Genomic DNA, 13,289 nt, shown 5'->3' with positions numbered 1-13,289 from the left:
TCGGTCGCACCCACCAGCATTGGTGAGGTGACCACCTACACGGCGACTTACACCGCGGCAAGGCCGTTCCACACCGCCCTGCTGGCCGAATTGGACAGTGCGAGTTCGGCCTTCCGGCACATCACGCCGAACTGGTTCGCCTCGGTGATGGGCACCGGAATCGTCGCGACGGCGGCGGCCACCCTGCCGCTGCACCTGTCGGGCCTGCACGAGTTCGCCACTGCGGTATGGATTCTCGCCGCCACCGTGCTGGTGATCCTGACCGCGGCGTTCGCCACGCACTGGATCCGTCATCGGGAACAGGCGAAGGCCTACGCCGGGCACCAGGTGATGGGGCAGTTCTACGGTGCCCCGGCGATGGCGCTGCTCACCGTCGGAGCGGGTGCGCTGCTGCTCGGGCCGGGCATCATCGGCCCGTCCGCGGCGCTGGCCCTCGACGTAGTGCTGTGGATCGCCGGTACGGCGCTGGGATTGGTTGTGAGTCTGTGGCTTCCGTACGCGATGATCACCCGTGAGGATCACACCGACGTCGAGGCGGTGCCGGCCTGGATGATGCCGGTGGTGTCGCCGATGGTCTCGGCCTCCACCGGCGCCCTGCTGCTGTCGCATCTCGGTCCGGGACAAGCGGGGATGACCTTGTTGGTCGCCTGCTATGCCATGTTCGGTCTGAGCCTGCTGGCCGGTCTGATCACCACCACCATGGTGTATTCGCGGCTCATGCACGGCGGCTTCAGCCAGGTGCAGGCGATTCCGACGGTGTGGATCGTGCTCGGCGTCGTCGGCCAGTCGATCACCGCGGCCAATCTGCTGGCGGCCCATGCCGGCTCGGTGCTCACCGACAGCGCCACGGTCTCTGCTCTGCACGCCTTCGGGATCGTCTACGGCCTGGTGATGGGCGGCTTCGGAGCGTTTGTGTTCTGCCTCGCGACGGCACTCACCGTGCACGGTGCGCGCCGCGGGCTGTCATTCAGCCTGACCTGGTGGAGCTTCACCTTCCCGGTGGGGACCTGCGTGACGGGAGCATCAGCACTGGGCGTCGCCACCGGTGCCGTCGCCATTTCCTGGCTGGCTGTCGCCCTGTACGTGGTGCTGCTGGCCGCGTGGGCGACCGTCGCGACCAACACCCTTCGCGGGGTGCGGACCGGATGGCTACTGCGCGGCTGAGGTCAGCGCATCTACCGAGAACAACGCCATGGTCGCGATCCGGCAGCGGGAGCGACCACGGCGTTGTTTTCGTGACGGTTCCTGGCCCGGCTCAACGCGCCGAGGCGATGTGGCTGAGCAGTTCGCGCACCGCCCCGGCCGGCGGGGTGCGGCCACCCGACCAGATGGCACGCAGTTCCCGGTGCAGATCCAGTCCGGCGACGGGTACCTCACACAGCCGGCCCAGGGTGAGATCGTCTTCGACGGCCAGCCGGCTCATCACGGCGGGCCCGGCCCCGGCCAGCACCGCGGCACGCATCGCGGCTGCCGACGACAATTCGATCGCGGGGTCGGCCTGCCGGCTCGACGGGCCCAGCGCGGACCGCAGCGCAGAACTGAGGGCATCCCTGGTGCCCGAACCGATTTCCCTTGACACCAAAGGTGTCTCGCTGAGTTCGACGGGGCTGACCGGGGCGGATCTACGGGCCCACTTGTGATCCGGGGGTACCACGGCGACCAGCTCGTCACGGGCGATCACCCGGCTGTGCAGTCCGGTCGGGACGCCTGGAGATTCGATGAAGCCGAGGTCGGCCGACCCGTCCTGGACGCCGGCGATCACCTGATCGCTGTTGGCCGCGGTGAGGATGACCTGGGGTGCGTTCACTCCGCGGTGTGCCGCGTCGGCCTGCAGCGACACCAGCCAGCGCGGCATGAGTTGTTCTGCGATGGTGAGGCTGGCCGCGACGGTGACGCGATCGCGGCTCTCAGTACGCATCGAGGCCAGCCCGGCGTCCACCCGCTCCGCGACGTCGAGCAATTGGTCGGCCCACTCGGCGACGACCGCACCGGCCGCGGTCAGCTGCGAACCGCGGGGACTGCGCTGTACCAGCCGCACGCCGGTCTGCGATTCGATCGAGGCCAGCCGCGCGGACACCGCCTGTTGGGTGAGACCCAGCTCACGCCCGGCGGCTCCGATGCTGCCGGTACGCGCGATCGCCAGCAGCACTTCGAACGCTGCCAGCTCGGGCATTCGGGGGCTGAGCGGCATGCCCAGGATCGTAGGGCGTGGTCACAAATGGCGGTTGTGAACGCACCGGTTGGGGCGTCGCGCCGGACGTGGTGTAACCTGGCCGACGTGACTATCGGCGTATGTGCCAGCTATTGGCGCTTTATCGAGGCTCCGGGCGGAGCCGATAAAGCGCAGCACTAAGCACGCATCCACCCGGAGCCCAGGCAGTGACCATCGGTCGCTGCCTTTCGTCGTTACAGGGCGCCGGAACTCTTGCAGGTGCCCACCACCAGGAAGGCACCCCCAAAAATGAACTTGGCGCAGATCGCCAACGCCCCAGCCACATCGGACCGACGGGTTCGCAGTTTCAGCGCGATTCCCAGCCCGCACGATGTGCTGACCGAATTCCCGCTGGGGGAGCGCCGCGCGGAGCGGGTGGCCCGCGACCGCGATGAGATCGCCGACATCCTGGCAGGTCGGGACGACCGGCTGCTGGTCGTCGTCGGTCCGTGTTCGGTGCACGATCCCGCAGCCGCGCTGGAGTACGCCAGCCGCCTGGTGAAGGTGGCCGACGAGCTCAAGGATCAGCTCAAGATCGTCATGCGGGTGTACTTCGAGAAGCCGCGCACCACGATCGGCTGGAAGGGTCTGATCAACGACCCTGGCATGGACGGCACCTACGACGTCGCGCGTGGCCTCCGTGTGGCCCGTCGTCTGCTGCTCGACATCATCGACATCGGCCTGCCCGTCGGGTGCGAGTTCCTGGAACCGACCAGCCCGCAGTACATTGCCGACGCTGTGGCGTGGGGAGCCATCGGCGCCAGGACCACCGAGTCGCAGGTACACCGCCAGTTGGCGTCGGGCCTGTCGATGCCGGTCGGCTTCAAGAACGGCACCGACGGAAACATCCAGGTCGCGGTCGACGGCGTGAAAGCCGCTGCCGCTCAACATGTCTTCTTCGGAATGGACGATATGGGCCGTGGTGCGCTGGTGAGCACCGCAGGCAACGAGGACTGCCACGTGATCCTGCGCGGTGGCACCGGGGGACCGAACTACGGCGCCGATGCGGTGGCCTCGACCGCGGCCAAGCTGAGCGGCGCCGGTCTGCCCGGCCGTGTGGTGATCGATTGCAGCCACGCCAATTCCGGCAAGGATCACGTCCGTCAGGCAGTGGTGGCCACCGAGGTCGCTCAGATGGTGCGTGACGGGCTGCCGGTCAGCGGAGTGATGTTGGAGAGCTTCCTGGTCGCCGGGGCGCAGTCACCCGAGGCGCGGCCGCTCACCTACGGTCAGTCGGTCACCGACAAGTGCATGGATTGGGACGCAACCGATCTGGTGCTGCGCGAGCTTGCCAGGCGCGAGGGCTAGCTTCCGCTCGGCTTGCGGTACCGGCCGCCGGGGTCGCGGTCGAACTTGGGCGGTTCGGCGGGGTCGAGTTCGATGAGGACGTCATCGTCGGTGTCGTGAGGCGCACTGAAGACCACGACGCGTGAGCCGGCCAGCGGAACCCGGGAGTGATGGGCGACCATGTTCGCCGTCACCACCCGGCGCCCGGTCGGGCCTTCGAACGCGACGGTGACGGTGAATTGAGGATCGTCCGCAGTCCACCGCTGCTTGAACTCCACATTGCGCAACTCGCCTGGTGAACGCACACCGTGCCGGCGCAGGGCCGCCAGCCGGTCTTGCCTGCGACGGGTATAGCCGATGCCCCGCCACGCCGCCGCAGTGGCGGCCGCCGCGGCGGCCGAGCACACCACGCTGACCAGCGCCAGGACCCCGCCGGTGACACCCCCTATCCACAGTGCGGCTCCCAACAGGCCGACCGCGACGCCGGTGAGGGCGGGTATGACGGCCACCCGGTTGGCGGTACTGCGCTGGCCGAAAGTGTCGAGGGCCTCGTCGGCGAGGATGCCGGCGAGGATGGCCGGAAGAAACGAGCCGACGATCGCGGCGAGGCCCAACCAGGTCGACGGGTTGTGGGTCTGCATGCTGTGAATCCAGAATGCTGCGCCGACGGCGACCGGTACCCACAGGATGAAGGTGAGGACGGCGAAGAATCGCAGCGTTTCTGACGGTCGGACGACGGGCACGGTGATGTGGCCGTGCTTTTCGACGGTGGAGAAGTGCGGCAGCGTGCTCTCCCATATGGAGGACTGCGCGGTGTCACTGCTCACCTGGTGCTCCCTTCCAACGGAATCACCAGTATTGGCATGACCTCCCGAAGGTCGCGCGCCGTGGACGGAAGATCACGCGGGTTCTCACGAATTACTCACCGCCTCAACAGGGATCGGTTAGGCATCGTCCTCTGTCGCCGGCGCGGCGTCCACCTCGGGCTGCCAGCTGCCCGGCACCATCGGGATCGTCGTTCCGTCGCCGAAGGCGTCGTCGGCCAACGTGGTCAGCCCGGCCGGTCCGGACACCGTCGATTTCACTGCGGTTCCGGTGAATCCGAGGTTTCCGGCCCCACTCTCGGAGGCGCTCGTGTTGACCGCTTGCTCGGGCGGCGGTGCGGCGACACCGTCGGCCGTCATGAACTCATAGCGGTAACCGCGGTCTTTGGCGGTTCCGCCGCGTCGCTTGCGGGCCTGCGACCGGCGCTTGTTGATCGCCGCGGCTGTGGCGGCGGCCGCGGCGGACGCGCCTACGGAGTCCGAAGCCTTGGCGGTGGCGCTGTACCGCGACGTCGCTCCGTGACCGAATCCGGCGCCCCCGCCCGGCACCGCATACAGGGAGGTCTCGGTCCCGGCGGGCATCGGAGTGGGAGTTGACGGTGCAGGGGCGGCGGGCGCGGAGGTGGGTGTGGACGTCGGTGCGGCGCCCGCCGCCACCGATGCCGGCGCCGCGGAGCCGGGCAACGCGGCGACTGCGGGCGGCTCGGCACGGGCGATCTCCTCGGCCGGAGCGTCGATCGGAATGTCGTAGGCCTGGGCCAGTCCGACGATCCCGAGTAGTCCGAGCATGGCCGGGGACGCGGCCGCGACCGCAGCGGCGTACAGCGGAGTGCCCAGCACAGCGAAGACGGCCGTGTACGCACCCAGGAAGAACACGTTGATGTAGGTGCTGAACAACAAGGACGGGTCGGCGATGATCTCGGCGAGGATCTGCGGGATCCGCCAGGGTTCAAGAATGAATTCCCTGAGCTGGTCGTACATCCCGTAGAAATGCTCAGACTGCTCGGCCAGCCAGTTGCCGATCGGATCGTTGGCCTTGATCCACTCGATGAACTCCTCGTACGAACTGAGCACATCGCTCAGGCTGAGGGAAGAGCCCGATTCGCCGGCTCGGGCCACGGCGGCAGACTGCATCATCGTCGCCGACCCGGAGTCCGCTTCCCCGACCCCCGGCGCCAGCAGTACCGGTGCCGCCGTGGACGGCGGCGCGGTCGCCACCGCAACCTCGGTGGACGCCTGGTAGACCGTCATCGTGGTCGCGGCCTGGATCCACATGCGGACGTAGTCGGCCTCGTTGACCGCGATGGGGACGGTGTTGATCCCGAAGAAGTTGGTGGCCACCAGCACACCGAGGGTCGTGCGGTTGGCGGCGAGTTCGGCCAGCGTCGGCATCGCTGCCAGGGCGGCGGTGTAGGAGGCGGCCGCGGTCTCGATCTGGGCGGCCACCCGTGCGCTGCTCGCGCTGGTGGCGCCCAGCCATGCCAGGTAGGGCAGGTGTGCCGCCGCGTACCGATCGGCGCTGGGCCCCTCCCATGACCCGGCCTGGACCGTACCCATCAGCGTTGTCAATTCGGTTGCGGCCGAGGAGTATTCGGTACTCAACGAGGTCCATGCCCCGGCCGCCGCCAGCAATGGCCCGGCGCCCGGACCGCTGCTGAGCAGAGCTGAATGCACTTCGGGCGGCAGCGCCATCCACACGGGGGCGGTCATCGCAGACCCCCCAGGACGGGCGAAGTGGCGTCGTTTGCCGACGGGGGGACGGGGGTGCAGATAGTCATCGCGTTGTCCGGGATGCAGCGCGTGCCGGCGGCCCGGTTCTCCTCTCGATCGCTTTGCTCCCCCAGTGGCTAAGTATGGTTAGCATAAGCTAACTTTTGCCGATTTGGGGTATGAACTTCCTATGTGCCGACACAGTCGTCAGTTGGTGTGTGCGCGGGTCAGCGGCGGTAAGCGGGCAGGTTGGCGGTGAGTTCGTCGAACAGTGCCTGGTTCAGCGCGAAGGCCACCTTGACCTCGTCGACGACGCGGTCGATGTCGTCCTGATCGAGGTCGAGACCGTCGAGTCGGGCCCGGTAGGCGTCCTTGTACGGCTTGGCCCGCATCGGGAATTCGTAGAACGACAGGCCTGCGCCGTCCAGGTCGAAGGACCGGTCGAGCACTCGACCGATGGCCTGGCCGCCGGACAGGTCGCCGAGGTAGCGGGTGTAGTGGTGGGCCAGAAGTGCTCCGCCCCAATCGGATTCGGCGATCCGGGTGCAGTAGGTCTGGGCGGCGGGGGAGTCGACCTCGTGCGCTGAGCCCGGGGCCCAATGGTCGAGGTCGGCGTCGATGGTGGCCAACCGTTCCAGCATCGGGTCATGGAACGCGCCGACGACCGGGTCGGTACGTCGGGCTCGGACCGTGTCCTCCAGGCTGCGATAGACCGCGCGCAGTCGCAGCAGGTAATCAACGTAGCCCTGGCCGTTGACCCGCCCGCTGAGCAACTCCGACATGAACGACGACTGCTCGGCGGCCTCGTGCTCGCTTCGCGAGTCCTCGCGCATGGCGACGGACAGCGATCGGACGGTCTCGGGGGCAACGGCGCTCGGCATACTCTGGCTCCAGGTGTTTTAACGACAGGTTGTCAACATCATGCCGACAATCTGTCAGGAAACCTAGCACCGGGTCGCGCGGCGTGGGGATCTACGTTTTTGCGGACAGTGCGCGCAGGACAAACTGCTCGATGGCGGCTACTGGAAGGTGCCGTGGCGCCAGGCACGCATGGATCAGTGACATGGTGGCGGCCTCGTCGTCGATGACGAACTTCCCGTCGGCCACACCCTGCGCGAGGATCTCGCGCAGCACGTCCTCCACCGCCACCACGTGATCGCGGATGGCCAGCATGGTCTCGTTCGACAAGGCGCCATACAGCTGCATGCCCATGCCCATGTGGAATTCCTGTCCGGCTTCGAGCTGGTGCCGGATGTAAACCCTAAGTCGCCCAACGGGATCGTTCACCTCGGACAGCGCGTTGCGCAGCCCGTCGAGGTAGCGGCTTGTCTCATGCGACGCGAATGCGATCACCACCGACTCTTTGTCCGGGAAGTGGTGATAGATCGCGGTCCGTCCGATGCCGGCCTCGGCCGCGAGCTTGGCCATGGTGATCGCGTCGAAGCTGTGCTCGGTCATCAGGGCGGCGAATGCTTCGAAGATGCGCTGCTGGATCTGCTCGCGGTGTTCTTCGACCGATGAGGCGCTGATCCTGGGCACGCTCGAGTCTAACGCCCGCCCTGCCTGCGAATTCTGTTAGTCCAGCCTTAGCCGGCAGGTGGGGAACCCGCCGTCCATTACAGTCTCGATACCCATCTGGATGAAGGGCGGTACTTCGTGCTGCGAGCCTTGCGGGACTTACCCATCCCGGCGCCCGTGACGTCCGCGGCACGCACCCTGCATCCGGGCGGACTGGCCGTCGCGCTGCTGTTCTTCGCCTGGTCGATGAGCCCGTCTCTGTTACCGCGGGCGTGGTACCTGCAGGGGGTCGCGACGGGTATCAGTGTCGGGATCGGGTACGGGTTGGGGTGCGCGACGGCATGGGTTGTGCGGCGTTGCGGGATCAGTCCGCAATGGTCCGTGCGCATCCGACGGATCGGGTGGTGGGCACTGGCCGGTGCCGCCGCCGTGGTTGTCCCGACGTTCCTGGTGCTCGGGTCGTGGTGGCAGCAGATCGTGCGCGACCTGATCGGCATGCCACGTGCCGAGCGGTCGTTCTACCTCCTGGTGCTGCTCCTCGCTCTGGTGATCGCACTGGCGCTTGTGGCGATCGGGCGTGGATTACGTTGGGCCACCCATCGTTTGACTGACTTCGGTGGCCGGTTCGTGCCCGGCCCGGTGGCCCGGTTGGCTGCCGTGGTGATCGTGGTGACGCTGGTGGTGACGGGGCTCGACGGCGCCCTGCACCGCGGCCTGCTGAGCCTGGCCGAACGCTCTGCGAAGGCGGCTGACAAGAGCACCGCGGAGGGCGTGACGCAACCGAGTGCGCCGGAGCGTTCCGGGTCGCCGGCATCGGCGCAGCCGTGGGACACCCTCGGGCGCGAAGGTCGAAGTTTCGTGGCCGGTGGCCCCCACGTCGAACAGATCTCGAAAGTGACCGGCGCGCCGGCACGTACGCCGATCCGGGTGTACGCCGGCCGCACGTCCGCCGACAGCGTCGAAGGCATCGCCGGGCAGGTGATCGCCGAGCTGCACCGCACCCACGCCTTCGAGCGCAAGGTGCTGGCCGTGGTGACCACCACCGGGCGCGGCTGGGTGAACCCGAATGTGGCGGCCGCCCTCGAATACGTCAACGGCGGGGATACCGCGATCGCGTCGATGCAGTATTCGTTCCTGCCCAGCGCGCTGTCCTTCATCGCCGACCGGGAGACCCGACCGCTGGCAGGGCAGGCACTGTTCGAAGCGGTGCACCGGGTCTGGGTGGCGCTGCCAGAGGTCAAACGGCCGAAACTGGTGGTGTTCGGGGAGAGCCTTGGTTCGTTCGGCGGCCAGTCGGCGTTCGCCTCCGGCGCCGATATCGTCAGCCGCACCGATGGCGCGTTGTTGGTGGGAACGCCCAACTTCGCGCAGCCGTGGGGGAGACTCACCGCCAACAGGGATCCCGGCTCGCTGCAACGACTACCGGTGATCGACGGAGGGCGCCATGTCCGCTTCGCCTCCCGGACCTCCGATGTGAATCTCGCTGGGCACTGGGAGTTTCCGCGTGTGGTGTTCTGGCAGCACGCCAGCGATCCGATCACGTGGTGGTCGTTCGACCTGCTGCTGCACCGGCCGGACTGGTTGCGGGAACCGCTGGGACCCGATGTGGACCCGGGGATGCGCTGGCTACCGTTGGTCACCTTCTGGCAGGTCACGCTGGACATGATTTTCTCCGCCGACGTGCCCTACGGGTATGGGCATGCGTTCGGACCGGATGCCGCTGACCTGTGGGTCGACATCCTCGCGCCGAAGGGTTGGGATCCCGCAGTGACCCAGCGGATTCAGGACGCGATCGGCCGCTTCGCGTAGTCTGCGCGTTTGTGGGAGGACTGTTCGGGTGGATTGTCGGCGTGGTGTTCTTGTTCTGGCCGATCTTGCTCGCGATCGGTGCTGTGGCGTGGCGCAACGAAGTGCTCGCCAAGCGGATTCGTGTGAACCAGGCTCAGCTCGGGATCCTCATCGGACAGGCGATGGAGGAAGCGGCCCGCGGTCGCGAGCTGGGCACGGAGAAGTCGTTCGTCGCGTGGCGCGTCGCCTGGGCCGAAGACGGTGTCATGCGAGTGGAGAACACGGGGCGTGACAAGGCTCGCTCGGTCACGGCAAAGGCTTCGAACTCCTCGGGGTCGGCCGAAAAAACCGTGAGTTCGGTGGATCCGGGTGACTCCGTCAGCCTGGGTGTTGTGTTGTCCGCCGCGGGAGACACCGAGGTCGAGGTCACCTGGCGCACAGAACTGGGCCGTTGGACAACCGAACGGTACGCGGTCAAGCGCTGATCGCACCTTCTGAGCGGATGACGGGATTCGAACCCGCGACCCTCACCTTGGCAAGGTGATGCGCTACCAACTGCGCTACATCCGCGCGCCACGAGCGAGATCGTCGCCCGTCGCGAAGCCGAACAGTAGCCCACGGACGCACGCAGACACAAATCCCGCGGTTTGACTTGCATTGCGGGGCAACGTAACCAGTCCGGGCCCGCGAAACGGTGTCGTGATCCGGATGCCGGCGACAGGCGTCGGAGTGCAGTTCGTAGGATTCCTGGATGGCGCTCAACGTCGATGAGACGTTCTCCGTGTTCCGGATCGTTCGACCGCTGGGGCCAGACGGGGCGGGGGAGGTCTACGTCGCTCAGCATCCGAGGCGTCGTGGCACTGAGGTGCTGAGGGTGCTGCCCAGGGACTGGTCCGACGAGCCCGGGTACCGGGAGCGGTTTCACCGTGAGGCGGATGTGGCCGCCGCGTTGTGGCATCCCAGCATCGCCAGGGTCCGTGGCCGCGGGGAACACGACGGTCAGTTCTGGATATCGAGGGACTTCGTCGACGGCACGGATCTCGCTGGTCTTCTCGATCAGCGGTACCCCGACGGCCTGCCGCGCGAACAGGTTTTCCGCATCGTCATCGCGGTCGCCGGCGCGCTCGACTACGCCCACAAGCACGGTTCCCTGCATCGCGACGTCGGGCCGGCCAACATCATCGTCACCGACGCCGATGGTGATGCGGAGCCGCGCGTGGTGCTGGTCGACCTCGGTGTCGCACGCAACGGCGAGGCTGCGGACAACCCCGGCTATGCCGCGCCCGAACAACTGATGGGGGAGGACGTCGATGGCCGCGCAGATCAGTACGCGCTGGCCTGCACCGCCTACCACCTGTTGACCGGAACGCAGCTGTTCGACCATCCCAATCCTGCTGTCGTCGTCAGCCGCCACGTCAACTCCAAGCCGACGGCGTTGGCCGACATGCGGCCCGAGCTGGCCGACCTCGATCCGGTGCTGGCCAAAGCTCTGGCCAAGAACCCGGCCGACCGATTCGTCAGCTGCGGCACCTTTGCCCACGCCCTGGCCGATGAAACCCCGTTGCCCGCGGTGACTTTGACGCCGGCATCGGCCGCCTCGGCGCCCCAGCCCGGGTTTCGGTTACCCCAGATGCCAGGCTGGGTGCCCATAGCGGCGACCGCCGCCGTCTGCGTCGTCGCCGGCGTCGGGATGTGGCAGCTGTGGCCATCGGCTGACGCCGCAACCAGTGAGCAGCCGAGCCCACCACCGAGCACAGCCGTTGCCGGCGCCACGAATGCAGCGGCCGTCCCAGCGCCCAGCAGCCCGGTCTTCGACGGCCTGTACCGCCTCGACTACGACAACATCCACGCCACACTCAACGGCAGCCCTTGGCCCGCGGCGGGCAACCAGATCGCGAGCTACTGGTGGGCATTCCGATCGGCCTGTACACCGGCGGGATGTGTCACGACCTCGACACGCATGGACAGCATCAACCATGCCGTTCCCTACCTCGAGGGCGGCGGCATGACGGCGGTGTTCCGCTTCCTCAACGATTCTTGGCAGGGTGATCCGGGGCGGGGCTCACTGCCCTGCGAGGCGCCGAACGTCGGGCTGGCACAGGCAACGGATACGGCGTTGGCCTTGACACCCCAGCCGGACGGCGGGCTGGCCGGCGCTCAAACCACCACCATCCAGTCCAACGAGTGTGGGCTGCAAGGTGCGGTGATCACCGTGCCGGTTCTCGCGACCCGGCTCGACGAAGTTCCACCGGGCAGCCCGATTGCCGACCCTGCCGCGGTTGCGGATCCGTTGCCACCCGCTCCGCAATTGCCCCCGCCGCTGCCGCCGGGCCCTGAGGTGCCTCCTCCGCTGCCGCCCGCCCCTCCGGTGGCGCCACCGCCGGCGATCGGCGCGATCATCCCGAACCCCATTCCGCCCGCCGTTCCGCCCGCTGCGCCCCTCCCACCGGCATAGGTGCCCGCTCCGAGCGGCAACAGGAGTTCAGCAGCTTTGCCGAAAAGCGCCGCCCGGCTGCTACTTACGTGTGGTCCAGGCGTGGCTGCGGATGTCAGGTTTTCCGGTTTCGAGGATTCGCTGTGCGCCACCGACCAAGATGCCAACCATGCCATTGAGAAATGATTGGACCATCGGTGACTTGTTCACCGCGTCGGATCAGAATGCCGTTGCAGACGCGGTCAATCAGAACACCACGGACCTCGCCGCGGCGGTCACCGCGTTGTCAGGGAAAGCTGACAAAGCCACGACGATCACGGCGGGCACGGGCCTGACCGGTGGTGGTGACCTGTCGGCCAACCGCACGCTGGCGGTGTCGTACGGTGCGACGGCGGGAACGGCGTGCCAGGGCAACGACTCCCGCGTCACCGGGGCTGTTCAATCCGGCGCAGCGGGCAGCGTCATCGTCGGAACGCTTCCCACGTCTGGGGTCACCGGCGTGCTCTATGTGGTGCCCTGATGCCTGACCTCAAGGTGTGGAACGGCTCCGCGTTCGTCAACGGCGCCCCGAAGATCTGGAATGGGTCGGCGTTCGTCACCCCGTCATCGATCTGCATCTGGGACGGGTACGCATTTCAGCAGGTGTGGCCACATGCCGTCGACTACGGATCGGCAGCGTTCTGATCAGCTTCGGCGGCGACGCTTTCGAAGACCTTTTGAAGCCTTTTCTCCTTGTCCCTCATGAGGCTTGAGTACCCATGCGGGGATCCAGTGGGTCACGGTTTTTTCGTTCGCTCCGAAACGGATGGGGTAGGTGACTAGGCCCCACCACTGGCCTTGTTCGCACAGCGCCCAGCAGCTCAGCTTGCCTTCGACGACCTTGCTCATCTGGATGCCCAACGGGTGGTAGCGACCCGCCAGGTGTGGTTCGCGGGGGAACAGAGCGACCAGATCGACCAGGACGGGCGCGGGTGGCCGCACGACGCGGAACGCGTCGCGGACGGGTTGCCCGCCGTAGCCGATGGCCTGCATGTCGCCCACGGATCGATCATATGTTCGAACAATCAGGTGATCGAACGAACTGCCTTATTGGCTCACTACGTCCGACAGTGTTATCAGTCGCCTAGTCGATCGTGTCGGGACAGAGCTCGAGTTGCGCCGCGTCGACCAGGTCGTTTATCTGCTCCAGGGTCACCTGACGCTCCGGGGACTGCTGATCGTTGTACGCCTTGAACAGTCCCACGACATCCTCGCGGGGTGTCCCATCGTGCATCAAGTCGCAGAAGAAATGCCCGGTTTTCAGTGCGTATTGCTCTTTGTCCGGCGCGAGTTCGAAGCCGAAGTCGACTCTGAGGCGCTCCATATAACTGGCATCGCTGGCGTGCGCGGTCCCGATCGGCGCGGCGACGGTGAGCAGGGTCGCGGCGACCGCTGCGTATCTGACGGGGATCACCTGTGAATTATTGCTGAAGCCACCCCGCGTGTTGGCGAATTATCGGGGGCCGCAAGGAAAGTC

At 67.0% G+C, this 13,289-nt stretch carries 14 protein-coding genes and 1 tRNA gene; 7 read left to right on the top strand and 8 right to left on the bottom strand.

Annotation, left to right across the window (positions count from 1 at the left end):
* Positions 1-27 precede the first annotated feature (27 nt).
* Positions 28-1,164, top strand: a complete 1,137-nt coding sequence (locus tag AC4ELH_RS10445) for a TDT family transporter (protein ID WP_498884395.1) — start codon at positions 28-30, stop codon at positions 1,162-1,164.
* 91 nt (positions 1,165-1,255) lie between these two features.
* Here AC4ELH_RS10445 and AC4ELH_RS10440 read toward each other — a convergent pair whose 3' ends face one another.
* The gene (locus AC4ELH_RS10440) at positions 1,256-2,191 is read right to left on the bottom strand and encodes a LysR family transcriptional regulator (protein ID WP_498884393.1); all 936 of its coding nucleotides are present in this window, start codon (positions 2,189-2,191) and stop codon (positions 1,256-1,258) included.
* Positions 2,192-2,461: 270 nt separating this feature from the next.
* Between AC4ELH_RS10440 and AC4ELH_RS10435 the strand changes: the two genes are divergently transcribed.
* Positions 2,462-3,520 (top strand): 3-deoxy-7-phosphoheptulonate synthase, encoded by a 1,059-nt coding sequence (locus tag AC4ELH_RS10435; RefSeq protein ID WP_064879231.1) that lies wholly within the window; start codon positions 2,462-2,464, stop codon positions 3,518-3,520.
* On the opposite strand, the gene AC4ELH_RS10430 is transcribed toward AC4ELH_RS10435, so the two are convergent.
* From AC4ELH_RS10430 to AC4ELH_RS10415, 4 genes are all read right to left on the bottom strand, one after another.
* Complete coding sequence (locus AC4ELH_RS10430; RefSeq protein ID WP_498884391.1) at positions 3,517-4,326, bottom strand: hypothetical protein; 810 nt, start codon at positions 4,324-4,326, stop codon at positions 3,517-3,519. The genes AC4ELH_RS10435 and AC4ELH_RS10430 overlap by 4 nt on opposite strands.
* A 117-nt stretch (positions 4,327-4,443) precedes the next feature.
* On the bottom strand, positions 4,444-6,033 hold the full coding sequence (locus AC4ELH_RS10425; protein ID WP_498884389.1) for a PPE family protein: 1,590 nt from the start codon (positions 6,031-6,033) through the stop codon (positions 4,444-4,446).
* A 227-nt stretch (positions 6,034-6,260) separates the two neighbouring features.
* Positions 6,261-6,914: a biliverdin-producing heme oxygenase gene (locus tag AC4ELH_RS10420; RefSeq protein WP_064960255.1), complete on the bottom strand. Its 654-nt coding sequence runs from the start codon at positions 6,912-6,914 to the stop codon at positions 6,261-6,263.
* A gap of 91 nt (positions 6,915-7,005) precedes the next feature.
* Positions 7,006-7,572 carry a TetR/AcrR family transcriptional regulator gene (locus AC4ELH_RS10415; protein WP_064879239.1) on the bottom strand — a complete coding sequence of 189 codons (567 nt, stop codon included), beginning with the start codon at positions 7,570-7,572 and terminating at the stop codon, positions 7,006-7,008.
* 156 nt (positions 7,573-7,728) lie between these two features.
* On the opposite strand from AC4ELH_RS10415, the gene AC4ELH_RS10410 reads away from it, so the two are divergent.
* Positions 7,729-9,360, top strand: a complete 1,632-nt coding sequence (locus AC4ELH_RS10410) for an alpha/beta hydrolase (protein ID WP_498884387.1) — start codon at positions 7,729-7,731, stop codon at positions 9,358-9,360.
* A gap of 11 nt (positions 9,361-9,371) precedes the next feature.
* Positions 9,372-9,824: a hypothetical protein gene (locus tag AC4ELH_RS10405; protein WP_448446420.1), complete on the top strand. Its 453-nt coding sequence runs from the start codon at positions 9,372-9,374 to the stop codon at positions 9,822-9,824.
* A gap of 12 nt (positions 9,825-9,836) precedes the next feature.
* Here AC4ELH_RS10405 and AC4ELH_RS10400 read toward each other — a convergent pair.
* Positions 9,837-9,909: transfer RNA gene (locus AC4ELH_RS10400), tRNA-Gly, on the bottom strand.
* A 181-nt stretch (positions 9,910-10,090) separates the two neighbouring features.
* Between AC4ELH_RS10400 and AC4ELH_RS10395 the strand changes: the two genes are divergently transcribed.
* From AC4ELH_RS10395 to AC4ELH_RS10385, 3 genes are all read left to right on the top strand, one after another.
* Complete coding sequence (locus tag AC4ELH_RS10395) at positions 10,091-11,794, top strand: serine/threonine-protein kinase (protein ID WP_498884385.1); 1,704 nt, start codon at positions 10,091-10,093, stop codon at positions 11,792-11,794.
* A 148-nt stretch (positions 11,795-11,942) separates the two neighbouring features.
* Positions 11,943-12,293 carry a hypothetical protein gene (locus AC4ELH_RS10390; protein ID WP_064879245.1) on the top strand — a complete coding sequence of 117 codons (351 nt, stop codon included), beginning with the start codon at positions 11,943-11,945 and terminating at the stop codon, positions 12,291-12,293.
* A complete protein-coding gene (locus AC4ELH_RS10385; RefSeq protein WP_448446424.1) occupies positions 12,293-12,457 on the top strand; it encodes a hypothetical protein in 165 nt (54 codons plus the stop codon). The genes AC4ELH_RS10390 and AC4ELH_RS10385 overlap by 1 nt, the downstream gene beginning before the upstream one ends.
* On the opposite strand, the gene AC4ELH_RS10380 is transcribed toward AC4ELH_RS10385, so the two are convergent.
* Both AC4ELH_RS10380 and AC4ELH_RS10375 read right to left on the bottom strand, forming a co-directional pair.
* A complete protein-coding gene (locus tag AC4ELH_RS10380) occupies positions 12,458-12,805 on the bottom strand; it encodes a hypothetical protein (RefSeq protein ID WP_413784891.1) in 348 nt (115 codons plus the stop codon).
* A gap of 91 nt (positions 12,806-12,896) precedes the next feature.
* Positions 12,897-13,226, bottom strand: coding sequence for a DUF732 domain-containing protein (locus tag AC4ELH_RS10375; protein WP_448446426.1), 330 nt, complete (start codon positions 13,224-13,226; stop codon positions 12,897-12,899).
* Positions 13,227-13,289: the final 63 nt, after the last annotated feature.

The sequence above is a fragment of the Mycobacterium shunyiense genome (assembly GCF_058270075.1).
The sequence above is the reverse complement of the archived record's forward strand: the minus strand, read 5'-3'. Positions and strand labels throughout refer to the sequence as shown.

Excerpts from the sequence above, each read along its gene's own strand:
- AC4ELH_RS10440 (WP_498884393.1), bottom strand. The coding sequence starts at position 2,191 with ATGCCGCTCAGCCCCCGAATGCCCGAGCTGGCAGCGTTCGAAGTGCTG.
- AC4ELH_RS10435 (WP_064879231.1), top strand. The coding sequence starts at position 2,462 with ATGAACTTGGCGCAGATCGCCAACGCCCCAGCCACATCGGACCGACGG.
- AC4ELH_RS10425 (WP_498884389.1), bottom strand. The coding sequence starts at position 6,033 with ATGACCGCCCCCGTGTGGATGGCGCTGCCGCCCGAAGTGCATTCAGCT.
- AC4ELH_RS10420 (WP_064960255.1), bottom strand. The coding sequence starts at position 6,914 with ATGCCGAGCGCCGTTGCCCCCGAGACCGTCCGATCGCTGTCCGTCGCC.
- AC4ELH_RS10395 (WP_498884385.1), top strand. The coding sequence starts at position 10,091 with ATGGCGCTCAACGTCGATGAGACGTTCTCCGTGTTCCGGATCGTTCGA.
- AC4ELH_RS10390 (WP_064879245.1), top strand. The coding sequence starts at position 11,943 with ATGCCATTGAGAAATGATTGGACCATCGGTGACTTGTTCACCGCGTCG.
- AC4ELH_RS10385 (WP_448446424.1), top strand. The coding sequence starts at position 12,293 with ATGCCTGACCTCAAGGTGTGGAACGGCTCCGCGTTCGTCAACGGCGCC.
- AC4ELH_RS10380 (WP_413784891.1), bottom strand. The coding sequence starts at position 12,805 with ATGCAGGCCATCGGCTACGGCGGGCAACCCGTCCGCGACGCGTTCCGC.